General features: G+C 65.8%; 20 protein-coding genes. 13 read left to right on the forward strand and 7 right to left on the reverse strand.

From position 1 onward, the window contains the following. The 5 genes from ACX80M_RS13955 to ACX80M_RS13975 all read left to right on the forward strand — a co-directional run bounded on the left by ACX80M_RS13955 (nt 1) and on the right by ACX80M_RS13975 (nt 7,916). Nucleotides 1–975 (forward strand): ABC transporter permease, encoded by a 975-nt coding sequence (locus tag ACX80M_RS13955; RefSeq protein WP_252599635.1) that lies wholly within the window; start codon nt 1–3, stop codon nt 973–975. Next, entirely contained in the window at nt 972–3,203 is a 2,232-nt protein-coding gene (locus ACX80M_RS13960) for an ABC transporter ATP-binding protein (RefSeq protein WP_459309862.1), read from the forward strand. The genes ACX80M_RS13955 and ACX80M_RS13960 overlap by 4 nt, the downstream gene beginning before the upstream one ends. 48 nt (nt 3,204–3,251) lie before the next feature. Further along, a complete protein-coding gene (locus ACX80M_RS13965; protein ID WP_459309863.1) occupies nt 3,252–4,970 on the forward strand; it encodes an ABC transporter family substrate-binding protein in 1,719 nt (572 codons plus the stop codon). Between the two features lie 160 nt (nt 4,971–5,130). After that, nucleotides 5,131–6,201: a Gfo/Idh/MocA family protein gene (locus ACX80M_RS13970; protein ID WP_252611087.1), complete on the forward strand. Its 1,071-nt coding sequence runs from the start codon at nt 5,131–5,133 to the stop codon at nt 6,199–6,201. Between the two features lie 287 nt (nt 6,202–6,488). Beyond that, on the forward strand, nt 6,489–7,916 hold the full coding sequence (locus ACX80M_RS13975; protein ID WP_459309864.1) for a S8 family peptidase: 1,428 nt from the start codon (nt 6,489–6,491) through the stop codon (nt 7,914–7,916). A 140-nt stretch (nt 7,917–8,056) separates the two neighbouring features. On the opposite strand, the gene ald is transcribed toward ACX80M_RS13975, so the two are convergent. Then, nucleotides 8,057–9,175, reverse strand: coding sequence for an alanine dehydrogenase (gene ald / locus ACX80M_RS13980; protein WP_459309865.1), 1,119 nt, complete (start codon nt 9,173–9,175; stop codon nt 8,057–8,059). A 233-nt stretch (nt 9,176–9,408) separates the two neighbouring features. Here ald and ACX80M_RS13985 point away from each other — a divergent pair, with 233 nt between their 5' ends. Next, nucleotides 9,409–10,626 (forward strand): PucR family transcriptional regulator, encoded by a 1,218-nt coding sequence (locus ACX80M_RS13985; RefSeq protein ID WP_252599629.1) that lies wholly within the window; start codon nt 9,409–9,411, stop codon nt 10,624–10,626. Nucleotides 10,627–10,699: 73 nt separating this feature from the next. Here the strand turns inward: ACX80M_RS13985 and ACX80M_RS13990 are convergent, their stop codons facing one another. After that, nucleotides 10,700–11,104, reverse strand: a complete 405-nt coding sequence (locus tag ACX80M_RS13990; RefSeq protein WP_252611090.1) for a helix-turn-helix domain-containing protein — start codon at nt 11,102–11,104, stop codon at nt 10,700–10,702. Nucleotides 11,105–11,153: 49 nt separating this feature from the next. Here ACX80M_RS13990 and ACX80M_RS13995 point away from each other — a divergent pair, with 49 nt between their 5' ends. Then, nucleotides 11,154–11,939 carry an alpha/beta fold hydrolase gene (locus ACX80M_RS13995; RefSeq protein WP_252599627.1) on the forward strand — a complete coding sequence of 262 codons (786 nt, stop codon included), beginning with the start codon at nt 11,154–11,156 and terminating at the stop codon, nt 11,937–11,939. On the opposite strand, the gene ACX80M_RS14000 is transcribed toward ACX80M_RS13995, so the two are convergent. Together ACX80M_RS14000 and ptsP are read right to left on the reverse strand one after the other, a co-directional pair. Next, complete coding sequence (locus tag ACX80M_RS14000; RefSeq protein WP_056341927.1) at nt 11,905–12,183, reverse strand: HPr family phosphocarrier protein; 279 nt, start codon at nt 12,181–12,183, stop codon at nt 11,905–11,907. The two genes, ACX80M_RS13995 and ACX80M_RS14000, sit on opposite strands and share 35 nt — an antisense overlap. Before the next feature lie 61 nt (nt 12,184–12,244). After that, a complete protein-coding gene (gene ptsP, locus ACX80M_RS14005; protein WP_252599626.1) occupies nt 12,245–13,930 on the reverse strand; it encodes a phosphoenolpyruvate--protein phosphotransferase in 1,686 nt (561 codons plus the stop codon). A 161-nt stretch (nt 13,931–14,091) separates the two neighbouring features. On the opposite strand from ptsP, the gene ACX80M_RS14010 reads away from it, so the two are divergent. From ACX80M_RS14010 to ACX80M_RS14025, 4 genes are all read left to right on the forward strand, one after another. Then, nucleotides 14,092–14,820 carry a TetR/AcrR family transcriptional regulator gene (locus ACX80M_RS14010; RefSeq protein ID WP_252599625.1) on the forward strand — a complete coding sequence of 243 codons (729 nt, stop codon included), beginning with the start codon at nt 14,092–14,094 and terminating at the stop codon, nt 14,818–14,820. 49 nt (nt 14,821–14,869) lie between these two features. Next, the gene (locus ACX80M_RS14015; protein WP_459309866.1) at nt 14,870–16,897 is read left to right on the forward strand and encodes a PTS mannitol transporter subunit IICBA; all 2,028 of its coding nucleotides are present in this window, start codon (nt 14,870–14,872) and stop codon (nt 16,895–16,897) included. Next, entirely contained in the window at nt 16,897–18,060 is a 1,164-nt protein-coding gene (locus tag ACX80M_RS14020) for a mannitol-1-phosphate 5-dehydrogenase (protein ID WP_252614532.1), read from the forward strand. The genes ACX80M_RS14015 and ACX80M_RS14020 overlap by 1 nt, the downstream gene beginning before the upstream one ends. Nucleotides 18,061–18,225: 165 nt before the next feature. Then, a complete protein-coding gene (locus tag ACX80M_RS14025; protein ID WP_252599622.1) occupies nt 18,226–18,747 on the forward strand; it encodes a GNAT family N-acetyltransferase in 522 nt (173 codons plus the stop codon). A gap of 7 nt (nt 18,748–18,754) precedes the next feature. On the opposite strand, the gene ACX80M_RS14030 is transcribed toward ACX80M_RS14025, so the two are convergent. The 3 genes from ACX80M_RS14030 to rraA all read right to left on the reverse strand — a co-directional run bounded on the left by ACX80M_RS14030 (nt 18,755) and on the right by rraA (nt 22,839). Beyond that, the gene (locus tag ACX80M_RS14030; RefSeq protein ID WP_252614533.1) at nt 18,755–20,194 is read right to left on the reverse strand and encodes a sugar porter family MFS transporter; all 1,440 of its coding nucleotides are present in this window, start codon (nt 20,192–20,194) and stop codon (nt 18,755–18,757) included. A gap of 345 nt (nt 20,195–20,539) precedes the next feature. Continuing rightward, complete coding sequence (locus ACX80M_RS14035) at nt 20,540–22,201, reverse strand: MDR family MFS transporter (protein WP_252611100.1); 1,662 nt, start codon at nt 22,199–22,201, stop codon at nt 20,540–20,542. A gap of 143 nt (nt 22,202–22,344) precedes the next feature. Next, nucleotides 22,345–22,839, reverse strand: coding sequence for a ribonuclease E activity regulator RraA (gene rraA, locus ACX80M_RS14040; RefSeq protein ID WP_252599619.1), 495 nt, complete (start codon nt 22,837–22,839; stop codon nt 22,345–22,347). Nucleotides 22,840–22,978: 139 nt separating this feature from the next. Here rraA and ACX80M_RS14045 point away from each other — a divergent pair, with 139 nt between their 5' ends. Together ACX80M_RS14045 and ACX80M_RS14050 are read left to right on the forward strand one after the other, a co-directional pair. Next, on the forward strand, nt 22,979–24,283 hold the full coding sequence (locus ACX80M_RS14045; protein WP_459309867.1) for an MFS transporter: 1,305 nt from the start codon (nt 22,979–22,981) through the stop codon (nt 24,281–24,283). 104 nt (nt 24,284–24,387) lie between these two features. After that, a complete protein-coding gene (locus tag ACX80M_RS14050) occupies nt 24,388–24,996 on the forward strand; it encodes a TetR/AcrR family transcriptional regulator (RefSeq protein WP_459309868.1) in 609 nt (202 codons plus the stop codon). Nucleotides 24,997–25,131: the final 135 nt, after the last annotated feature.

Genomic DNA, 25,131 nt, shown 5'->3' on the forward strand with positions numbered 1-25,131 from the left:
ATGACCAACCTCAATGCCGTTGATCCGGCAGCAGTGGCGCAGGATGCGCATCTCGAAAATGCCGATGTGGTGATCGCCAAATCCACCATCATTTTCCGCCGCTTTATGCGGAACAAAACTGCCGTCGCCGGGCTGGCGGTTTTCCTGGGCCTGACCATCTTCTCCTTTGTCGGCGGGTTCTTCAGTCCTTGGGACAAGGAGACCATCGACCCCTTCAATATCGGCATGCCGCCTTCCGGCGACCACTTCCTGGGCACGTCGCAGGCCGGCATCGACCTCTACGCCATGACTGTCGAAGGCACCAGGATCTCCATCATGATCGGCCTGATTGTGGGCCTCGTATCCGTCCTGGTTGCCGCGGTCTATGGCTGCACCATGGCCTATTTCGGCGGCAAAGTGGACAAGGTGATGCTCTTCGTTCTGGAGGCCCTCATCATGATGCCCGCCCTGCTGGTGGTGGCAGTGGCCACCAGCGGCGGAGGGGACGGCCTGAAGAAGAACCTCCCCAGCTGGCTCCTGCTGATCATCGTGCTCCTGGTATTCAGCTGGATGGGGACCGCGCGGCTTATCCGCTCGATGTCCATGTCGCTGATGCAGCGGGACTTCGTCAAGGCGGCCCAGTACATGGGCGTGCCGCCCCGGCGCATCGTGTGGCGGCACCTGGTCCCCAACATCGGGTCGCTGCTGGTCCTGGACATCACCCGCGGCGTCACCGGGGCCATTCTCGCCGAAGTGGCGTTCTCCTTCATCGGCATCGGCATCAAGGTGCCGGATGTGAGCCTCGGCGTGCTGATTGGCGGCGCCACGTCCCAGGTCCAGACCTTCCCGTGGATGTTCTGGGTCCCGCTCACCGTGATGTTCCTGCTCACGGGATCCCTGGCCATGATGAACGATGGCCTGCGTGACGCCTTCGACCCGAGCTCCAGTTCGGTTGGCCGGGCCAAAAAGAACAGCACAGAGAAGATGAGCAAATGAGCACCTTCCTTGAGCCGGCGGACCCGGCCCCCACAGCGGCCGAGCGGCTCCACATCGCCGGTCTCCACTCGCCGTCGGACGCTGTCCTGTCCGTCCGGGACCTGAACGTCAGCTTCAACTCCGAAAACGGGGCTGTGCATGCCGTCCGGGGCGTCAACTTCGACCTCATGCCCGGCAAAACGCTGGGAATCGTGGGGGAGTCCGGGTCCGGCAAATCGGTAACATCGCTGGCCATCATGGGCCTGCTGCCCGCCACGGCCGAGATCTCCGGCTCGGTCAGGCTCAAGGGCAGGGAACTGCTGGGCCTCAGCGACAAGGCCAAGTGCGCGTACCGCGGCAACGACATAGCCATGGTGTTCCAGGACCCGCTGTCCTCCCTCACGCCGGTGTACACCGTGGGGACCCAGATCACCGAGGCCCTCACCATCCACAACCCCGGCATGAGCAAGGCGGCGAAGGAAACCCGCGCCGTCGAACTCCTGGCAATGGTGGGCATTCCCAGCCCCAGGAACAGGCTCAGGGCTTTTCCGCACGAGTTCTCCGGCGGCATGCGCCAGCGCGTGATGATCGCCATCGCCATCGCCAACAACCCGCGCGTGCTGATCGCGGATGAGCCGACGACGGCCCTGGACGTCACCATCCAGGCCCAGGTGCTTGAGGTGCTGCATACGGCGCAGGAGGAAACGGGCGCCGCCGTCGTGATGATCACGCACGATCTGGGCGTGGTGGCGGGCATCGCCGACGACATCATGGTGATGTACGCCGGTAAGCCGGTGGAAACCGGCAGCGTGGATGACATCTACTACGATCCCCGGATGCCCTACACGATGGGCCTGCTCGGGGCGGTGCCACGCGTGGACGTCGCGGAGAAATCGTCGCTGGTCCCCATCGACGGCATCCCGCCGAACCTCCTGCACACCCCCACCGGCTGCTCCTTCGCACCGCGGTGCCCGCTGGTGACCGACGCCTGCCTGGACGGCGAGCCCGCTTTGAGCCCGGTTCCGGGAACTGGTTACCACCAGGCGGCCTGCATCAAATCCGCTTCCCTCGGCGGGGACGTGGATGTCCACGAGATCTTTTCCGCCCCGCCGGTCCCGGTCTCGCGCTTTGACCTCATCCCCCGCGGGGACCGCTCAACCGTGCTGGAACTCAAGGATGTCCGCAAACACTTTCCGCTGACCAAGGGTGCTCTGCTCAAGCGGCGCATCGGCACCGTGAAGGCCGTGGACGGCCTGAGCTTCGACATCCGCGAAGGCGAGTGCTTCTCCATCGTGGGCGAGTCCGGTTCGGGCAAAACCACCACCCTGCTGGAAATCATGGAGTTCCACAAGGACCAGGACGGCGAGGTGATCATCGGCGGCATCAGCAACAAGCAGGCCGCCGACGCCAAGACCAAAAGCGCCATGCGCCGGGAAATGCAGATGGTTTTCCAGGATCCCACCGGCGCCCTGGACCCCCGCTTCACCGTCTACGAGGTCCTGGCCGAGCCGCTCCAGAACGCCGGCATGGATAAGCGGGCCATCAAGAAACGCATCATGGAACTGATGAATCTGGTGGGCCTGCAGCCGGACCACGTCAACCGGTTCCCCAACCAGTTCTCCGGCGGCCAGCGGCAGCGCGTGGGCATCGCCCGGGCACTGGCCGTGAATCCCAAGCTGGTGGTCCTGGACGAGCCCGTGTCCGCGCTGGATGTCTCGGTCCAGGCCGGCGTCATCAACCTCCTGGACAAGCTCCGCGCGGAGCTGGGGCTCAGCTACCTCATGGTGGCCCACGATCTGTCCGTGGTCCGCCACATCTCCAACCGGGTGGCCGTGATGTACCTGGGGAAGATCGTGGAGATCGGGGAGGTGGACCGGGTTTTCGACAACCCCCGCCACCCGTACACGCGCGCCCTGCTGTCCGCGATCCCTGTCCCGGACCCGCAGTTCGAACGCACTCGGGAGCGGATCATCCTACAAGGGGACCTGCCGTCTCCGTTGGATGCCCCGAAAGGCTGCAACTTCGCCACCCGCTGCCCCGTCTTCGCGGCGCTTCCCGCTGCGAAACAGGAGCATTGCCTGACCCTGGAGCCCCCGCTCGAGGCCGTGCAGCCTTCCGCTGCCGTGGAGATTCTGGAGGCCGGCCCGGTGCCCACACCGGATCAGCAGTTCGCCTGCTTCTTCCCGGATGGTGAACTGGACGAGCACATGCTGGTGGTCCACGAAACGGCGGAACCCCATGCACCCTGATTTTTTCGACCCATCACAAGCACCACCCGCACCTATGAAGGGAAAACCATGAGGAATCTGACCAAGATCGGCGGCGCAGCGGCCATTGCCGCAGCCCTGACGCTGACGGCCTGCGGCGGTGGCGGAACACCCACCGGACCGGAAACCGCCAAGGGGCAGGGAACGGGCAGTGACCTGGCCAAGCTCATCAGCATCAACGAGAAGCCGGCCGCTGATCTTGAGCCCGGCGGCAAGGTCACCCTGCCGCTGGGCAGCATCGGGCCGGATTTCAACGGGTTCTCCAACAACGGCAACAGCTCCGACAACTCCGCGATGATGGCCCCGATCAACCCGGTGGCCGTGAACAGTGGCGGCATCGGCGGTTGCTGGAAGGTCGACTTCGTCGGCAAGGCAACGCCGAACAAGGACTTCTGCGAGTCGGTGGAGAGCAAGGTTGTGGACGGCAAGCAGACCGTCACCATCAAGGTCAACGACAAGGCCACGTACAACGACGGCACGCCGATCGACATCAAGGCCTTCCAGAACACCTGGAACATCCTGAAGAGCCCAGATGCCGGCTACGACATTGTGAGCTCGGGGGCCTATGAATTCGTTGAGTCCGTCGAGGCTGGCAGCAGCGACAAAGAAATCATCGTCAAGACCACCCAGCCGGTTTACCCCGTGGATTCGCTCTTCTTCGGCCTGATCCACCCGGCCGTGAACACGCCTGCGATCTTCAACGAAGGCTTCGTGGGCGAAATGCATCCGGAATGGATGGCTGGCCCCTTCAAGGTGGACCAGTACGACGCCGCAGCCAAGACCGTCACCATGGTTCCCAACGACAAGTGGTGGGGCACTAAGCCGGTTCTGGAAAGCGTCGTCTTCCGCCAGCTGGAAACCAGCGCACAGATCGCTGCTTTCAAGAATGGCGAGATCGATGCCATGTCCGCCAACACCATCGCCCTGTACAAGCAGCTTGAGGGCACCAAGGACTCCGAGGTCCGCCGTGGCCAGCGCCTCTTCGCCGGTGGCATGAACATCAACGCCCAGAAGATCACCGACGTCGCCGTCCGCGAGGCCATCTTCGCCGCTGTTGACCGCGAAGCCCTCCGCAAGGTCCGCTTCAATGGCCTGAACTGGGAAGAGCCCAGCTCCGGTTCCATGATGGTTCTGCCGTTCTCGGACTACTACCAGGACAACTACCCTGTGAAGGAAACCGGCGCGGACGTTGCCAAGAAGGTCCTGACCGACGCCGGCTACGCGCCCAACGCCACCGGAATCATGGAGAAGGACGGCAAGCCCGCCGCCTTCAAGATCAGCAACTTCGGTGACGACCCCACCACCCTCGCCTTCACCCAGACCCTGCAGAAGCAGCTCCAGGCCGGCGGCATGGATGTTGGTATTGACCAGCGCGCCTCCGCCGACTTCGGCAAGGTCATCGGCGGCCGCGACTTCGACATGAGCGTCTCCGGCTACACCGTTGGCCCGGATGCCACCGATGCCGTCAAGCAGTACTACGACTCCAAGGTCAACGAAAACGGCCTGGGCGACGCCGAACTGGACAAGAAGATCGCCGATCTCGCGTCCATCGAGGACAACGCCGAGCGCAACAAGGCAGCCATGGAAGTTGAAAAGGAGCACATGGCCAAGTACTTCTCCATGGGTGTTGTGATGAACGGCCCGCAGATCTCCTTCGTCCGCACCGGCCTGGCCAACTACGGTCCGTCCTTGTTCCAGAGCCTCTCCCAGGTTCCGGACTGGTCCACCCTGGGCTGGATCAAGAAGTAACATTTCCTGACTGAATCAGCGCTATACGGCGAAGGCCGGCACAGCCCGTGAACCGGGAAGTGCCGGCCTTCGTCGTTCCCGCCCCCCGGACGCTCTCTCACCTTTCGCAGGTTTTTCCGGATCGCTCTCTCACAAGTGCTGGCGGGGTAGCCTAGCCCTTATGACCGGGACTGAAGCTGAACGCACTATCCGCACCGCCGTCGTCGGCTATGGACTCTCAGGGAGCGTTTTCCACGCGCCGCTCATCGCGGCGGATCCCCGCTACTCGCTGGACGTCGTCGCCACGTCCGACGCCGGCCGGCAGGCTGCCGCGACGCAGCGGTGTCCCGGCGCCAAAACAGTGCCCGACGGCGATGCGGTCCTTGCGCTCGCCGGTGACCTTGACCTTGTGGTGCTGGGGACCCCGCCGGCCACTCACTTCCCGCTGGCGAAGGCCGCCCTGGAGGCCGGGCTCGACGTCGTCGTCGACAAGCCGTTCGCCGTCAGCAGTGCCGAGGGGCAGGAGCTGATCGCCCTCGCGCAGCGGCTGGGCCGGGTGCTCACGGTCTTCCAGAACCGGCGCTGGGACGGCGATTTCCTCACGGTCCGGAAATTGCTGGCCGGCGAAGCCTTGGGTGCCGTGACCCGCTTTGAGTCCAGCTTCGAGCGCTGGTCCCCGGACATCTCCAAGGCGTGGAAAGCCAGCGCCACGGCGGCGGACGGCGGCGGCGTGCTGTTCGACCTGGGCGCCCACCTTATCGACCAGGCGCTTTTGCTGTTCGGTCCAGCCGCCGTGGCCCACGCGGAACTGCAGGCGCGGCGTCCGCACGAGAAGGTGGACGATGACGTTTTCCTGGTGCTCAACCACGAGTCGGGGGTGACCAGCCACCTGAGCATGAACATGCTTTGCGCCCAGCAGGGCCCGCGCTTCCGCATTCTCGGATCCACTGGCGCGTTCACCAAGCACGGGATCGACCCGCAGGAACCGTACATCGTTGCCGGCGGCAGCCCGCTGGACACTGAATACGGCGTTGAGGCACCGGAATGGGCAGGAGCCCTGGGCCGCGACGGCCACCTCGATCCGCTGCCCACGGAACGAGGTGCCTACCCCGAGTTCTACCGGCTCCTGGCAGCCAAGATCGACGACGGCGGCACCTCCTCCAACCTGCCCCTCCCGGTAGACCCGGCAGACGCCGTCGAGGTGCTGAAGATTATCGAATCAGCCCGGGCTTACGGAACCGCCGGCTGTTGAAATTGCGTGAGGTGAGTCACTAAGGTCTCTGTTGCGGGTGATACCGAATTGTTGGGCAGGTGTAGCCCGGAAGGATCCGAGGCAAACAGCCGTCAGGGTCGTGATCGATTGACTCTTGCCAGCGGCACCTGCGATCGTGTGGTGCCCGCCGGCAGAATTGGAGCAACACCATGCAAAGGTTCACCAAGCTTGTGGCGCCAATCGGGGCACTAGCCCTCGCCATTGGCCTTTCGACCGCCGCGGCTCCTGCGGCGTTGTCGGCCAATGGGCAGTCTGTCCAAACCGTAATGCAGGCAAATGCCCAAGCCGGAAGCCAAACCTACATCGTCCTGTACAAAGCCAACGGCGTTTCCCGCGCTTCGCTTGCGGCAGTGCAGGGCGCCGGCGGCACGGTGGTGCAGGCTTATCCGCAGATCGGTGTGGCCATTGTAAAGTCGGACCGCGGCGGCTTTGATGCGGCCCTGCGCGCAGCAGATTCTTCCATTCAGGGGGCCGCTTCCACAGCAGGCTTCGCCGTGGCTGTCGAAGACGACAACTCCGGTGCGGCTGTGGCGGCCATAGCACCCGGCGCCCCGGCACCCGGCGATGACAACCTGGCCGCACTCCAGTGGGATATGGACCAGATCCAGGCCCCGGCCGCCCGGGCGATCAATGGCGGCAGCGCCTCGGTGGTGGTGGGCGACATCGACACCGGACTGGACCACACGCACCCCGACCTTGCCCCGAACGTTGATTTCTCCAGGAGCGTTTCCTGCGTTGGCGGCGTCCCCAACACGGACCCGGCGGCGTGGATGGACAACAACGGCCACGGCACCCACACGGCGGGAACCATCGCAGCCGCGAACAACGGCATCGGCATGGTGGGCGTTGCGCCGAACGTGAAGATTGCCGGGATCAAGGCCGGCGACGACGACGGATTCTTCTACCCCGAAGCCGTGGTCTGCGCCTTCATGTGGGCAGGATCGAACGGTATCCAGGTCACCAACAACAGCTACTTTGCCGATCCCTGGCTCTTCAACTGCAAGAATGACCCCACCCAGCGGGCCATCTGGGAAGCCGAGCGCCGGGCCATCAAGTTTGCCCAGCAAAACGGCACCACAGTTGTGGCCTCGGCAGGCAATCAGTCAGACGACCTGGCTCATCCCACCCAGGATGTCACCAGCCCGGATAACACCACCGCGGTCACGCGCGACATCACCAACGCCTGCGCCGTGGTTCCGGTGGAAGTTCCGGGCGTGATCGGCGTGAGCGCCAACGGCAACAAGCTGATCAAGTCGTTCTACTCCAGCTACGGTGTGGGCGCCGTCAGCGTGATCGCGCCTGGTGGAGACTCGATCCTGCAGCAGACGGCGGCCGCCACTAACGGCCGCGTGCTGTCCGCGTGGCCGTCCGCTGCCGCGGCATCCTGCCCCAAAGTGTTGACTGTGACGGACGGAGCCGCCCGCTACTGCTACCTGCAAGGCACATCGATGGCCGGACCTCACGTTGCCGGTGTCGCGGCGCTGGTGGTCAGCACCGGAGTCAGCAAACCGGGCACCGTGGCATCGCGGATCAACACCACCGCCGACAAGATGGACTGCCCCGCTGACATGAGTGTGTACGCCCCGTTCCCTGCAACGGACAACGGCGCACCCCAGGTGTGCCAGGGGGGTGCCGGCTACAACGGCTTCAACGGCCACGGCCAGGTGAACGCTCTCCGCGCGGTCGGCGGCTGACCCTGTCGAAGTCCGCCGGAATGGCAGTCATCCAACGCGTGCTGCTCCTTCGTCGCTTTGACGCACGCTTACTGGATGGCTGCCATTCCGACGATAAGTGCGCAGCGATTCCCGCGGTCGTTCTCGCACCATGGGGAGAGTTACGCGGAAACCAGCTCGTGCCAGTCCGCCACGAGGGGCAGGTTGTGCGCCTCGGAGACGGAGTGGTGTGCCACGTGGCCGGCGGCGATGTTGAGGCCGGCGGCGAGGGCCGGGTCGCGGTCGAAGGCGGCCTTGACGCCCAGGTTGGCCAGGGCCACGGCGTAGCGCAGGGTGACGTTGGTCAGCGCGTAGGTGGAAGTGTTCGGGACGGCGCCCGGCATGTTGGCAACGCAGTAGAAGATCGTGTTGTGGACCTTGTACGTCGGTTCCTGGTGTGTGGTGGGGTGCGTGTCCTCGAAGCAGCCACCCTGGTCCACCGCGATGTCCACGAGCACGGAGCCGGGCTTCATGCGGGACACGAGTTCGTTGCTGACCAGCTTGGGGGCCTTGGCGCCGGGGATCAGGACGGAGCCGATGACGAGGTCGGCGTCGACGACGGACTTCTCGATCTCGTAGGAGTTGGAGGCAACTGTCTTGAGTCGGCCCTGGTACTGGGCGTCGAGCTCGCGGAGGCGGTTGATGTTGATGTCCAGGATGGTGACGTCGGCGCCCAGGCCCAGGGCCATCGCGGCGGCATTGGTGCCGGCAACACCGGCACCCAGGACAACCACCTTGGCCGGGCGGACGCCCGGTACGCCGCCGAGCAACACGCCCTTGCCGCCGGCGGGTGCCATCAGGGAGGTGGCGCCGACTTGCACGGACAGTCGGCCGGCAACCTCGGACATGGGGGCCAGCAGCGGCAGCGTCCGGCCTTCCTGCACGGTCTCGTACGCGATGGCGGTGACGCCGGAGTTGATGAGCGCCTGCGTGAGTTCCGGTTCGGCGGCGAGGTGGAGGTAGGTGAAGAGGATCAGGCCCTTGCGGAAGCGGTGGTACTCGGCCTTGATGGGTTCCTTGACCTTCATGACCATGTCGGCGCGGGCCCAGACGTCATCGGCCTCGGCAACGATTTCGGCGCCGGCGATCGCGTATTCCTCGTCCGTGATCCCTGAACCCAAGCCTGCGCCGCGTTCCACCAGGACCGTGTGGCCGTGGGTGCGGAACTCGTGAACGCCAGCAGCGGTGATGGCGACGCGGAATTCGTTGTTCTTGATCTCTTTGGGGACACCGATGATCATTTGTGGCTCCATACTCTCAGGCCGCGTAGGCCCGAAATTGCGGGGAAGGTTGTGATTCCAGAATAAATCCGGCTGTGACCCAGCTGACAGGAAAGCGGGGTCCGGGGCACGCATACTCAGCGTCATTCCGGGAATTTTTGCTCTCGTGGGTCGACAAATGTTCAGCGTGAGGGCGTCAGGTGTCGCCTGCTGTTCGTTCGCCCGGATGCCCGCCGGAGCAGTAGGGTTACCCCATGCAGCAGGACGTGGAACAACTCGTGGAGCAGGTGGCGCAGAAGCTTGGCCGGGGACTGTCGCTGGAGGACCTGGACGGCCTGCTGCTGGCTTACAGCTCCAACCAGTCCCACGCGGACCGGGTCCGGGTGAACTTTTTGTTGAGCAAGCGGGTCCCGGCCGATGTCAGCGCCTGGCAGCTTTCCCATGGCATCGCCACGGCGGTCCGCCCGGTAGCGATTCCCGCCAACCAGGACCTGGGGATGCTGGGCCGGGTGTGTGTTCCGTTGATGGTGCGCGGTTTCCGCGTCGGCTACCTCTGGGTGCAGCAGGACTCGGCAGAGGAAAGTCCGACGGCGATCCTCTCCCAGTTGCCGGACGTGACCCCGGAGATCGAGCTGCTTTCCGGCCTGCTGCTGGACTCCAACACCGCCGAGTCCGAATTCCGGCGGGGCCGCGAACGCGAGTTCCTGGCCGCCTGTTCCGGCGAGGCCAACGCGGTGGCCGCCGTGGCGGGCCGGAAGGAAATCCAGGGCAAGGGGCCGTGGCAGATGGTCACCGTGCTCGACGCCGATGGCTGGGCCGGCGGCCCGGATCCCATTGCTTCCACGCTGATCCACCGCTCAGCCGCCCTGCAGGCCACGGTGGGGGTGGACGTGGCGCTGTTCAGCGCCGGCACGGAAACCCATTCGGTGGTGCTGTTCCGTGAGTCGGTGGGCCGGGCAAACCATGCCCAGGTGCTGGTCCACTACCAGCTGGAGCTGGCCAAACGTTCGGGCCGGCCCGTGCACCGCATCATCCTGGGCATCAGTGAGGGTTTTGCCAAGCCGCGCGAGCTTGCCGAGGCATACCGGCAGTCCAAGCAGGCGGCTCAGGCGGCGGCTGTGGACCCCCAGCTGGGCGAACTGGTGGACTGCCGCGCCACCGGTGTTTACCAGCTGCTGGCGTCGGCGGGCGGGGGAGCCGGCGCCTGGGCTGACTCCGGGTCCGTATATGTGCGGATGCTGGAGGACCACGACCGCAACGATGAGCTGCTCCCCGTACTGGAGCTCATCTACGATAACGACGGATCGGTCCAGGACGTGGCCACCAAACTCCACCTGCACCGCAGCAGCATCTACAACCGGCTGGGCCGCATCCGGCAGCTCCTGGGCGTGGACCCGCTGAAGGGGATGCCCCGGCTCGAACTTCATGCGGCACTGAAAATGCGGCGCTGGGCGGCCCGCCCGCGGATCTAGCTCGCGTGCCGGGATCCAACACCCGGGACTCAACACCCGGGACCCGCCCACCCTGCGCCAGCTTACGACGGGGCTAGGCCTGCTCTGGCTGCTCTGCCTGCTCTGGCCCGTCAAGCTTCTTCTGCCGGTCCAGCCAGGCCATGATGGCGGCCAGCCTGATCCGGCGGTGCGTGCCGCGGTATTCCACGGGGATCTCGCCGCGATCGGTCATGTTGCGCAGGTACGTGTGGGAAATCCCGGCGAGTTCGGCCGCCTGGGAGGTGGTGAGCACTTCCTCCACGCTGCTGACGGTCACCGCTTCGCCGCGGCCCAGCCGAGCGAGCAGGTCCACGACGGCGTCCCTCGCCTGGGGCGTCAGCCGGTGGACCGTGCCGTCCACGAACACCGTGATGTCGTTGCTGTCCCGGAGAGAACGTGCGAGGTTCAGGGCGTCGTCGGCGGGCAGGCCAGCCGTGACGCGTGGAGCTATCAGTGCCATGCCAGAAGCCTAACCCTGTACCTCCGGGCGGCGGCGGTAAGCTCGCGGGATGAAGCTCAGTGATGGCGAGGACATTGAATCCGGCGGGCTAGCGGGCAGGCTGTACCGCTCCGTGGCGCCAGCAGGCGATGTGCAGCGACCGACGTATGTCCTGCTCCACGGCATCGGCGTTTCCCACCGCTACTTCGCTCGGCTGCACCGGGAGCTGGCCCTCGCAGCCGACGTCTACTCCTTTGACCTCCCAGGGTTTGGCGACGCGCCCAAGCCCCGGCGCCAGGTGCCGGTGGGTGAGTATGTGGCTTTCGTGCGGGCAGCGCTTGCCGCCGCCGGCGTGACGTCCTGCGTGGTGATCGGGCATTCCATGGGAACCCAGCATGCCGTTGAACTCGCCCTGCAGGAGCCGGAGCTCGTGGACGCCGTGGTGCTGATGGGTCCCGTGGTGGACCCCCGCCGCAGGTCGGTTGCGCGGCAGGCGCTGGCGTTGACCCGCGACGCCATGTTCAGCGAGAGCCCGTCGGCGAATGCCATCGTCTTCGCGGACTATTTCCGGGCCGGCCCACGCTGGTACCTCACCGAGCTGCCGGTGATGATGCAGTATCCCCTTGAGGCCAGGATCCGCGGAATCAGCCAGCCGCTGCTGGTGTTGCGGGGCAGCAGGGACCCGGTGGCCGGGCCCGACTGGTGCCGTCGGCTGGCTTCCCAGGCCCCCCAGGGCAGCATGACGGAAATCTCCGGCCATGGCCACGTTTTCCAGCACACCGCCCCGGGACCAGCGGCCGCCGCGATCACCAGCTGGGCTCCTATTCGGCGTCGAGGTCCGTTTCCAGGAGCTTGACCAGCGAATCCAGTGCCGCGTCGGCGCCGTCACCTTCAGCCCGGAGCACCACAACATCGCCTTTGGCGGCGCCCAGGGTCATCAGCGACAGGATGCTCGAAGCGTCCAGCGCGTCGTCCTCCGGGTCGCCCTGCATGGCAATGGTGACCTCAACTCCCACGTCTCCGGCGGCTTCCGCAAACAGCGCGGCGGGGCGCGCGTGCAGGCCGGAGCGGCTGGCGATGGTGGCGATGCGTTCGGGCATTGTTCCTCCTGGTGGGTGCTTCTTTGTAGCTAGCGGCGGGCGGTTGGTACGAACCGGCCGGTCAGAGGCCGAGTTCTTCGAGGACTGGCAGTTTTTCCCGTACCCAGGCCTTGGCTTCGGTGGCGCTGGGCGCGGACAGCGCCAGCTTGGCCAGCTGCTGCGCCTCGGCCAGCGTAACGGTCTTCAGCACCGCGGCCACGGCGGCCAAGGACCGCGCGGTCATGGACAGCGTGGTGACGCCCAGCCCAGTAAGTACGACGGCGAGGGCCGGGTCAGCGGCCGCCTCACCGCAGACGCCCACGGGCTTGTTGTGGCCTTCCGCGCGGGAGCCTTCCACGGTCAATCCCACGAGGCGCAGCACGGCAGGCTGCCACGGGGTGTTGAGGTTGGCCAGCGGGCCCAGCTGGCGGTCGGCCGCCATGGCGTACTGCGTGAGGTCGTTGGTGCCCAGGCTCGCGAAACCCACCTCGCGCAGGATGGATTCGGCGGTCAGTGCTGCGGACGGCACCTCCACCATGACGCCCGGGTTGGTGATCCCGGCGGCGGTGCACATCGAGGCAAAATGGGCGGCTTCCTCCGCGGTGGAAATCATCGGGGCCATGACCCAGACGTCAGCCTCCGAGTCCTTCTCCGCGAGGGCGATCGCCTGCAGCTGGCGCTCCAGCACGCCCGGTGTGGTGAAGTCGGTACGGTAGCCGCGGACGCCGAGGGCCGGGTTGGGCTCGGTGGCGTCGGTGAGGAACGGCAGCGGCTTGTCGGCACCGGCATCGAGCGTGCGCAGGACCACTTTTTTGCCCGGAAAGGCGTCAAACACGCTCTTGTACGCGGCTGCCTGCTCTTCCACGGAGGGTTCGGTGTCGCGCTCCAGGAAGCAGAATTCCGTGCGGAACAGCCCGACGCCCTGCGCGTTGAGGCCGGCGGCGGCCACGGCATCCTTGCCGCCGCCCACGTTGGCGAGGAGCGGCACCAGGTGGCCATCCGCCGTCGCGCCGTTCCCTTCAAACACGGCCAGGAGGGATGCGTTGGTTGCCCAGGCCTCGGCGGCGGCGCGCTGGGCGTCATCCGGGTCCACGGTGATGGAGCCTGCGGCGCCGTCGACGAACACTTCGGTGCCGTCGGCCAGTTCGTCCACGCCTGCGGCCGCGACGACGGCGGGGAGGCCAAGGGAGCGGGCAATGATAGCGGTGTGGGACTGCGGTCCGCCGCCAGCTGTGACCAGGGCCAGCACCTTTTCAGGGTCCAGCGTGGCCGTGTCGGCCGGTGCCAGGTCCTCTGCCACGAGGATGAACGGCGTGCTGGCGGAGGGGATGCCCGGGGCGGGTACGCCCCGGAGTTCGGCCACGATCCGGGCGCGGACGTCAAGGACGTCAGTGGCGCGTTCGGCCATGTAGCCGCCCAGGTTGTGCAGCATTTCGGAGACCGAGGCGCCGGCTTCCCAGATGGCTCGCTGCGCCGAGGTGCCGCGGGCGATCAGCTTGGCGGCGTTCTTCAGGAGCATGGTGTCCTTGGCCATCAGCGCCGTGGCCTCCAGCACCGCCTTGCCGTCGCCGCTGGCCGTTTCCGCGCGGGCTTTCAGCTCGTCATGGACGGCGGTCGCTGCTGCCTTGAGCCCCGCCGTGGCTTCTTCGGCGGACGTACCGCCGGCCAGCTGCTCGCCTGCAGGGGGTTCGCTGATCGGTTTGGGCATCTGCCGGACGGTTCCGATGATGCGGCCGGGGCTGACGCCAACTCCTGGGAAGGTCTGCACTGAAGGTCCTCATTCTCTGCCGGTAGCCAGGCCCGCCTAGGTTTATCCCGGCGCCATGCCGGGGCCGCCGCGACCACTATGTGCGAGGGCGGAAACGTGCCTGAAAAAATTGTATGTGATTCAGTTCATATAGCAATGCTATAGGTGATAGGGTAGCGGCTATGAGTTTGGATGGCCAGCTTCCCCCCAAAATGCGTCTGTTGCGTGCAGCGGCCGAATTGCTGGCAAAGTCCGCTGGAGCATCCGTCTCCACCCGTCAGATCACGCAGCTGGCAGGGGTCACGGCGCCCACGCTGTACCACCACTTCGGTGACAAGGAAGGTCTCTTCGACGCCGTCGTCGCCGCAGGTTTTGAAGAGTATGTTGCGGGCGAGAGGGACTTCGCCCCGTCCGGAAATCCGCTGGAAGACATCCGGCGGATGTGGGATAACCACGTCCAGTTCGGGCTCAAGCAGCCGGAACTGTACCTGGTGATGTTCGGCAATATCCGCCCGGAAAGCCGCCCCGCCATCGTTGCCGATGCCGAGGCGCTCATGGAGGAGATGCTGAACAAGGCAGCGGCGGCGGGCCAGCTGAACGTCCAGCCGCGCGAAGCAGCCAGGTCCATCCTGGCAGCCAACGTGGGTGTGACCCTGATGCTGATTGCGGAACCCGCCGCCGAACGGAACCTTGAACTGTCCACCATGACCCGGGACGCCATGATTTTTGCGGTGTCTGCGGCACAGGCCGAAGGGGCCGCGCCGGAAGACTCCGGCAAGTCCTCGGTAGTGGTGGCAGCGATTGCCCTGAATGCCGCACTTCAGGCTTCGCACTCAGACCAGCTTTCAAGCTCGGAACTCAAACTGTTCCTCGAATGGCTTCACCGAATCTCCACCAGCACGTCGTCGTAAGTATCGGACCCATCCTGCGCTGCAGCAGGAATGACGGTTAGGAAAGCACATGGCAACAGAGACAGTTGCGAAACCCCGCACCAGCCTGCGGGTTCACGTCCAGAAGTTCGGGACGTTCCTGTCCGGCATGATCATGCCCAACATCGGCGCGTTCATTGCGTGGGGCCTCATCACGGCCCTCTTCATTGAGAAGGGCTGGATCCCGGTCCCTGCCCTCGGCGGCTTCGGCACCAGCGCCGAGGGAGTGCCCAATGTGGGCCTCGTTGGCCCCATGATCACCTACCTGCTGCCGCTGCTGATCGCCTACACCGGCGGCCGGATGGTCTACGACGTCCGAGGCGGCGTGGTGGGAGCCATCGGCACCATGGGCGTCATTGTTGGCGCCGGCATCCCGATGTTCATCGGCGCCATGATCATGGGCCCGCTCGGCGGCTGGACCATGAAGAAGATCGACCTCCTGTGGGAGGGCAAGATCCGCCCCGGCTTCGAGATGCTGGTCAACAACTTCTCTGCCGGTATCTGGGGCGCGCTGCTGGCGATGCTGGGCTTCTACGGCATCTCGCCGCTGGTCCAGGCCTTCAGCACGGCCGCCGGCAACGTCGTGCAGTTCCTGGTCAACAACGGCCTGCTGCCGCTCACCAGCATTTTCATCGAGCCCGCCAAGGTGCTGTTCCTGAACAACGCCATCAACCATGGCGTGCTGACCCCGCTGGGCATCCAGCAGTCGCTGGAGCAGGGCAAGTCCATCCTGTTCCTGCTCGAGGCCAACCCCGGCCCCGGCATGGGCATCCTGCTGGCGTACATGTTCTTCGGGAAGGGCTTGGCCAAGGGTTCGGCCTCCGGCGCAGCGATCATCCACTTCTTCGGCGGCATCCACGAAATCTACTTCCCGTACGTCCTGATGCGCCCGCTGCTGATCCTGGCCGCGATCGCCGGCGGCATGACCGGTATCGCCACCCTGGCCATCACCGGCTCCGGCCTCGTTGCGCCGGCGGCGCCTGGTTCGATCATCGCCGTGCTCGCCCAGACCTCCCGTGACAGCTACGTCGGGGTGATCCTCGCGGTGGTGCTCGCCATGACGGTCTCCTTCCTGGTGGCCTCGGTGATCCTGAAGACCACCAAGCACAGCGACGAGGTGGTCCTCAGCGACGCCACGTCCAAGATGGAAGCGATGAAGGGCAAAAAGAGCTCCGTCTCCTCGGTGCTGACCGGCGCCGGTGCTGGGGTGGCCACGGCTGTCCTGGCCGGCCCCATCAAGAACATCGTGTTCGCGTGCGACGCCGGTATGGGCTCCAGTGCCATGGGCGCCTCGGTGCTGCGGAACAAGATCAAGGCTGCCGGGTTCCCGGACGTCAAGGTCACCAATGCGGCGATCGCCAACCTCAGTGACACCTACGACGTGGTGATCACGCACCAGGACCTGACCGAACGCGCCAAGCCCGTCACGTCCAGCGCCGCGCACTTCTCGGTGGATAACTTCATGAACAGCCCGCGGTACGACGAGATTGTGGAGCTGGTCAAGGAGCACAACACCGAAGGCGCAACGCCCGACGCCGGTGCTGCCGCCGGCCACGGCGCCCACGTCGCCGGTGCCCCGGTGGACGCGGCACCCGACAGCGGTGCAGCACCGGCCGCCGTCGTGCCTTCCGACATCCTCGTGGCCGACAGCGTCATCCTTAACGGCACAGCCACCACCCGTGACGCGGCCATCGACGAAGCAGGCCAGCTGCTCCTGGCCCGGGGCGCCGTGGACGAGGGCTACCTTGCGGCCATGCACGAGCGCGAGGAATCCGTGTCCACCTACATGGGCAGCTTCCTGGCCATCCCGCACGGCACCAACGCCGCCAAGGACCACATCCTGAAGTCCGCGGTGTCCGTGATCCGCTACCCGGACGGCATCGACTGGAACGGCAAGCAGGTCAAGTTCGTGGTGGGCGTGGCCGGCATCAACAACGAACACCTCCACATCCTGTCCTCCATCGCGAAGGTCTTCACCAACAAGGCCCAGGTGGCCCAGCTGGAAGCGGCCACGTCCGTTGAGGAAGTCCTGGAGCTGTTCGGAAAGGTGAACGCATAGTGAAGGCCGTACATTTCGGAGCCGGGAATATCGGCCGCGGCTTTGTGGGGCTGCTGCTGCACCAGGCCGGTTATGAGGTGGTGTTCGCGGATGTCGCGGACGCACTCATCGACCAGCTCGCGGCAGCAGTCAGCTACAACGTCCACGAGGTGGGGGAGAACCCCACCGTCCGGACGGTGGACAACTTCCGCGCGCTGAACTCCGGCACGCAGGAAGCGGCGCTGGTGCGGGAAATCGCGACGGCGGACATTGTCACCACCGCCGTGGGGCCGCACATCCTGAAGTTTGTGGCGCCCGCCATCACGAAGGGCATCGCGGCGCGGGCTGCCGGGCTGGCGCCGCTGCAGGTCATGGCCTGTGAGAACGCCATCAACGCCACGGACATCCTGCGGGCCGAAGTCGCCGCCCTCTGGGACGACGCCGCCGGCTCCCTGGACGACGCGGCGGTATTCGCGAACACCGCGGTGGACCGGATCGTGCCCAACCAGGCGCCGGGGCAGGGCCTGGACGTGACCGTTGAGACGTTCTACGAATGGGTCATCGACCGGACAGCGTTTGGCGATGCTGCGCCTGTCATCCCGGGCGCAACGTTTGTGGACGAGCTCTCGCCCTACATCGAGCGGAAGCTCTTCACCGTGAATACGGGGCACGCCTCCGCTGCGTACTTCGGCTTTGAGGCCGGGCTGGAAAAGATCTCCGAGGCCATGGCCGACCAGGACGTTGCGGAAGATGTGCGGGCCGTCCTGGAGGAAACCAAGCAACTCCTTGTGGCCAAGCACGGCTTCAACAACGACGAGCAGGAAGCCTACGTCCAGAAGATCCTGGTCCGTTTCTCCAACCCGCACCTGCCGGACACCGTGAACCGGGTGGGGCGTGCCCCCATGCGCAAGCTCAGCCGGCACGAACGGTTCATCGGCCCCGCGGCTGAACTCGCAGAACGCGGGATCGTGCCCGAGGCGCTTCTGGGTGCCATCGCCGCGGCCCTGCGATTCACCGACCCCGCCGACGCCGAGGCCACCGAACTCGCGCAAATCCTGGCTTCCTCATCGCCTGCCGACGCCACAGCCAGGATCACGGGGCTGGCACCGGAGCACCCCCTGTTCGCGGCGGTGTCCACGCTCGTGGAGGAACGCCAGGCGGAAGGGGTGAAGGCCCCGGCCTGACCCTCTCTCACTTCCTGCGGGTTTTTCCGGAACCCTCTCGCAGATCCTGCGGGTTTTTGGCCAACGCTCTCTCACCTGGATGAGAGAGCGTTGGCGTTTAAGGCACCGAAAGTGAGAGAGGGTCTCGGGGGGAGAGGTTCGCAAGCCTTGTGGAATGCTGGGGAGATGACCACGAACCCCGGCGCCCTGACCGCCTTGCTGACCGCCGACGTCGACGGCGGGACCTTCCGCCTCCGGCACGCCGTGTCCGCGGACCTGCCCGCCATCGTGGCACTGCTGGCCGACGATTCCCTCGGCGCCAGCCGAGAACTGGGCCACGACATGGCGCCTTACGAGCGGGCCTTCGAAGCGATCGACGCCGACGCGTGCCATTTGCTGGTGGTGGGCGAGCACGTGCCGGCTGGGGCAGCTGACGGCCGCGTCGTGGCCACCTTCCAGTTGAGCTTCCTGCCCGGCATCTCGCGGCAGGGCTCGTGGCGCTCGCAGCTTGAGGCGGTCCGCGTGGCGGGCAGCCTTCGGGGCCAGGGCCTGGGAAACCTGATGGTGGGGTGGGCGATCGAGGAATCCAGGCGCCGCGGCTGCACGCTGCTGCAGCTGACCACGCACAAGTCGCGGACGGCCGCCCACCGGTTCTACCAGCGGCTCGGCTTTGACGCCAGCCATGAGGGCATGAAGCTTACTCTCTGACCCGGCGTTAGGCCTTCTTGGAACCCTTGGGCACAAACAGCGTTTCGGCCTGCTCCAGGGACATGCCGTTGGTTTCCGGCACCTTGAACATCACAAAGAAGAACGACGCCGCCGCGAACAGCGCGTACATGGCGTAGGTCAGCGGCAGGGAAGCGGCGGCCATCACCGGGAAGCTGAGCGTGATGGCAAAGTTGGCCACCCATTGCGCGGCGGCGGCCAGGCCCAGGGCGCGGGCACGGATCCGGGACGGGAAGATCTCACCAAGGAGGACCCAGACCAGCGGGCCCCAGGAGGCGCCGAAGCTGACCACAAAGATGTTGGCTGCCATGAGGGCCACCGGACCCCAGGCACCCGGCAGGGAGATCTCGGAGCCTGAACCGACCGCGGCCGAGAACGCCAAGGCCATGGTGCCCAGTGAGACCGCCATGCCGATGGACCCGGCCAGGAGAATGGGGCGGCGGCCGATCCGGTCCACCAGGGCGATGGCCACGAGTGTCACCAGGATGTTGGTGATGGAGGTTGCCACCGAGATGGTGAGCGAGTCCTTCTCCTGGAAACCGACGGCCTTCCACAGCGTGGTGGAGTAGTAGAAGATCACGTTGATGCCAACGAACTGCTGCAGGACGGAAAGGACGATGCCCACCCAGACCACTGCCTGCAGGCCGAAGGTCTTGCCGCGGAGCGAGCCTTTCTGGCCGGACAGCTTGTCCTCTTCGATGGCGTCCTGGATCTCGCGGATGTGCCGGTCCGTGTCCTCGGACGGGGCGATGGAGTCGAACACCTTGCGGGCTTCGTCTTCTTTGCCCTGGAACACCAGGAACCGCGGGGATTCCGGGAGGGTGTAGGCGATCCAGCCGTAGACCACGGCAGGAACCGCCGCGGCGAGGAACATCCAGCGCCAGGCTTCCAGGCCCAGCCAGAAGGCCTGGTCCGCGCCGCCGGCGGTGGTGGCGAAGAGCGCGTCGGACAGGAGTGCGGCGAAGATACCGGTGGTGATGGCCAGCTGCTGCAGCGACGCCAGCCGGCCACGGACCTGCCGCGGGGAAATCTCGGAAATATACGCGGGTGCGATCACCGAGGCCAGGCCGATGCCCAGGCCGCCCACCAGGCGCCAGAAGATCAGGTCCCAGACGCCGAACGCGAAGCCGGTTCCGATGGCGCTGACCAGGAACAGCAGCGCGCCGAGCTTCATAGCGGGGATGCGGCCGTACCGGTCGGCGACTTTGCCGGCGAGGAAGGCGCCTGCCGCGCAGCCCAGCAGGGCGATGGCCACGGCAAAGCCGGTGACGGCCTCGGAGAGCGCGAACTCGTCCTTGATGGCGTCCACTGCACCGTTCACCACGGAGGAGTCGAAGCCGAACAGGAATCCACCCACCGCGCCTGCGAGTGCCAGCCAGATCACCCGCTGCGGGATCTTGGCGGTGGTCTGCTCCTTGGCGGTGGGCATGCTGCTCCCTGAGATTTGGGGGTGGGGTGGACGCGGTGCGGACGTCGTCGGCTGCGGGACCGGCTTATGGCCGGCGCACACGCGCTAAACAGTGTGGCACGTCACCGCCCGCCGTTCCACTTGCGACTTGTACCCTCCGAAACAGAAAGCCGACGACGGCGGGGTGTGCCGCCGTCGTCGTCTTCCACCTCCGTAAGGGGTCCGGTGCGCCCGCGCGTCACGCAGGGCACGCTTTTGGGCCGGTCGGCACGGAAAAGCCCGGGATTCCGCGGAACGACATCGGCAGCAGCCCAAAAGACTGCCTGCCGTGACAGGACTCCGCTCACCGCGCGGAACCCGGGGGAGCTAGTGGGCCGCCACCGCAGCTGTGTCTCCCCGCGGGGCGACCTTCGGATCCGTCAGCTTCTTGTTCGGCAGGGCGAAGCTGATCAGGAACGCGATCCCGGTGAGCACGGCGGCGGTGAGCATCACGGTGTCGATCGCGTAGGCGAAGCCCTCCGTGATGGGGCGGGTCAGCACGCTGTTGGCCGTATGGAGCCAGCTGGTGTCATTGAGCGATTCGTTCGATGCCCCGTTCTGGAAGAACTCGTACAGCTTGGCGTTGGCGGGGTCCGCGGCCACGGCCGGGTCGCGCAGCACGGCCTGGTAGTCGGCACTGGACATGGCTGACTTCATCGTGTCGGCGATCCGGCTCGCGGCCAGGCTGAACAGCATGGAGATGAACACGGCCGTGCCCACCGCGCCGCCCATGGACCGGAAGAACGCCGCGGAGGAGGTGCCTACACCCATGTCCTTCGGGGGCACGGAGACCTGCATGGCCAGCGTAAGCGGCTGCATGCAGAAACCGAGGCCCATGCCGAAGAACACGGCGATCACGCCGGGAACCCAGAGGCCCGTTTCCACGCCCAGGGACAGTCCCATAACCAGCGCGGCGACGGTGAGAATGCCAGTACCCACAATGGGGAAGATCCGGTACGTGCCCGACGCCGAAATGGTGCGGCCCGCGGTGATGGAACCGGTCAGGATGCCGAGGGTGAAGGTGATCATCATCAGGCCGGCTTCGGTGGGCGTGAGCCCCTTGACCAGCTGCAGGTACATGGGCAGCATGGCGATGGCGCCGAACATGCCGATGCCGATGATGAAGTTCAGCAGCGAGGACAGGCCAAAAGTGGCGTTCCGGAAGAGCCGAAGCGGGATCAGGGCGTAGTCCCCGGCGCGTTTTTCGGCCAGCAGGAACCAGAGGATGCCAACCGCGCCCAGGCCGTAGCAAAGGAAGGAGTTCAGCGACGCAAAGCCCCAGCTGCGGCCCTGTTCCGCCACCAGGAGCAGCGGGACGATGGCGAGAGTGATGGCGGCTGCGCCGAAGTAGTCGATCTTCTGCTTCACGTGCTTGGCCGGCAGGTGCAGGAACATAAACACCACGGCCAGGGCCGCCAGACCGATGGGCAGGTTGATGAAGAACACCCAGCGCCAGCCGTCAAAGCCCAGGATGTTGGCCGACCCTGCGAACGCGCCGCCCACCACGGGGCCGAGCACGGAGGAGATGCCGAACACCGACATAAAGTAGCCCTGGTACTTGGCCCGGTCCTTGAGGGACACGATGTCACCGATGATGGTCAGCGCGAGGGCCAGCAGGCCGCCGGCGCCCAGGCCCTGGACGCCGCGGGCGATGGCCAGCTCGGTCATGGAGTGCACTGAGCCGGCGTAGAGCGAGCCGACCAGGAAGATGACGATGGCGATCAGGTACAGCGGACGGCGGCCGAAAATATCGCTCAGCTTGCCGTACAGCGGCGTGCTGACCGTGGACGTGATGAGGTAGGCGGTGGTGGCCCACGCCTGGAGGGACAGCCCGTCCAGGTCGTTGGCGATGGTGTAGATGGAGGTGGACACGATGGTCTGGTCCAGGGATGCCAGGAACATCCCCAGCATGAGCCCCACCATCACGGTGACGATCTGACGCTGTGTCAGGGTTTCGCCGGCGGCACGCACAGCGGTTGTTTTGGACATGGCTTCTCCAGGAAAGAAAAAGGGATGACGCTCGATAGTTGCTTTCAGTAACTATGTTAGTTCGCGTTTCATTCCCGCTGCCGGAGATTTCTTCCGGAACCGCCGCTCCCGCCCGGGCCCCCGCCCGAACTGGAGGACCCAAATCAGCGCTCCACGAGGATGCCGTCCGGATCGCACCAGACGGTGACGCCGGGACGGAAGGTCACGCCGTCGAGCACTACATCCACGTCAACCTCACCGGCGCCGGCCTTGGCGCTCTTGCGCGGGTTGCTGCCCAGCGCCTTGACGCCCAGATCCAGTTGGGCGATCGCCTCGCGGTCGCGGATGGCGCCGTTAATTACGACGCCGGCCCAGCCGTTCGCCACGGCGCTCTCGGCGATCATGTCCCCCATCAGGGCCGTGCCCAGCGAACCGCCGCCGTCCACCACCAGCACGGCGCCATTGCCGGGGGTGGCCAGGGTGGACTTGACCAGGGCGTTGTCCTGGAAGCAGCGGATGGTCCGCACCGGGCCGCTGAAGTGTGAACGGCCGCCGAGGGACTGGAACTGGAGTGAAACGGACGCCAGGTCCTCGCCGCGCTCATCGTACAGATCGGCGGTGTTGACGGGGCTGTTGGTGTTGCCAGCAGATGCGGTCATTGGATCTCCAGGTGTTCAGTGTCGTGGGGGCTGCGCGCTGTCCATCGCCACACCAGGCAAGCGCCGTAAGGCAAGCGGGGCGATGCAGCCCACGATAGTCTGATTTTCAGAATCACCAACCGTTCCAGGGGGAAGCAGCATGAGCCTGTCCAACACACCCGCAGCACCGGATCCCAGCGCAGCGTCGGTTCCCGGGGCGGGATCGGAAAGCCCGACGGCGGCGCTCGCCGAGCCGACGCAGAAGGTCACCGCGCGCTGGGTGACCGGGCTGGTGCTGGTCAACGTCGGCATCAACGCCGCCTTCTTCGGCCCCATCAATGTGTTCATCGGCCAGCAGGCCATCAGCATTGACGCCCTCAACAAGGAAGCCATCCTGTCCCTGGTGACGGGCTGTGGCGCCGCCGTCTCGCTGGTGGCCAACCCGCTGTTTGGGGCCCTGTCCGACCGGACCGTCTCAGGCTTCGGCCGGCGTGCCCAGTGGGTCCTGGCCGGCGCCGTCCTGGCTACGGCTGCGTTGCTGGCGATGTCCGGAGCCACGGCGGTGGCCCTGATGGTCCTCTTCTGGTGCCTGGTCCAGCTCGGTGCCAACGCTGCCTACGCGGCCATCACCGCGGCCGTCCCGGACCGCGTGCCGGTCCTGCAGCGCGGCGGAGTAGGCGGGCTGGCAGCCATGGGCCAGACCCTGGGAATCCTGCTCGGCGCAGTTTTCGGCGCGGTGGTCTCGGGAAACTTCATGGTGGGGTACACGATGTGTGCGGCCGCCCTGCTGTTCTCCGTGCTGCCGTATCTCTTCCACCGGAATGATCCCCCGCTCCCGCGGGAGGCCCGGCCGCCGTTCACCTGGACCGGATTCCTGCGCGGTTTCTGGATCAGCCCGGCCCGCCACCCTGACTTTGGCTGGGCCTGGCTCACCCGCTTCCTGGTCAACGTGGGCAACCAGCTCACCATCGTTTACCTGCTCTTTTTCCTGCGGGACGTCATCAAGCATGAGGACCCGGCGCTGGGCGTCCTGATCCTCACGGGAATTTATGCGGTGATGGTCATGATCACCGCGGTGCTCGCCGGACCGTGGAGTGACCGGGTGGGCAAACGCAAGCCGTTTGTGATCGGCTCGTCCGCCACGATCGCCATCGCCGGACTGATCATGGCGTTCTTCCCGGTGTGGCCGGGGGCCTTGGCGGGGGCGGCGGTGCTCGGCATCGGATTCGGCGCCTACCTGGCGGTGGACTTCGCGCTGCTCACGCAAGTGCTCCCGAAGGCTGCCGACCGGGGCAAGGACATGGGGGTCATCAACGTGGCCAACTCGCTGCCGCAGGTGTTCGCCCCGCTGATCGCCTTCCTATCCCTGCAGTTCCTGGGAGGGTACGTCACGTTGTTCACCACGGCCGCCGTCATCGGCCTGCTGGGCGCTGTGTTCGTGGTCAAGATCAAGGGCGTGGACTGATTCCGGCTTTTGCCTGTGCCGCGTATAGTTGAGGCGGACTGCAGGCACACGGGATGGGGACTCTCCCTGCCGCTGCACCATAAGAACACAACCCCGGAATCCTGATGCCCGAGACCCTTTCAGCCCATCCGTCCATGGCCGCCCGGCCCTCCACGCCGCGTCAGCGGCTCCGCTACACGCGCGTCCTTGAGTCTGCCGCAGGGTTTGCCCGCAAAGGGCTGGAGTCCGTGGACCTCGCGGAAATTTCGGAAAAGTCCGGCGTGCCGTTGGGCACCGTCTACCGCTATTTCCCCACGGCCAACCACATGATGCTGTCCCTCTACCGCCAGCAGCTGGACGAGCTTCAGGGCAGGGCCCGCACGTCGGCGGCCAGCTTCGGTGGCCGCGCCCTCACCGGCGTGGTGATGGAGATCTTCCATATGCGGGTGATGCAGCCCGCCGTCGAGCAGTGCCTGAGCCGCTGCGTGTACCTCAAGGACAAGGACACCACGGCACTCCTGCATGAAATCGATGCCCTGAGCGAATCGGCTGTAGCCACCGCCTCCGACGACGCCGTAGCGGCCCGCGTGCTCCTGCTGATCGTCACTGGTCTGGTCCAGTCCGTCCGCAACCGCCGGCTTTCGCTCTTTGAGGCCGAAGAGGACCTCAAAAAGGCCTGCACCTTGCTTGCTCCGGTGGCTGCCGGGGCCCGTGAGGCCCACCGATCGGCGTAACTGGTCTAGACCAGTAAGCCAATAAATACGTCTTTATGCCGTGATGTGGCTCACAAATCGGCCTGATTAAACGATTTGGCACGGTCTCGGAGCGTCGAATGCACTTTCTGGCGCGTGGGCGCTGTTTATTATGGC

It is taken from the genome of Pseudarthrobacter sp. MDT1-22 (genome assembly GCF_054511035.1).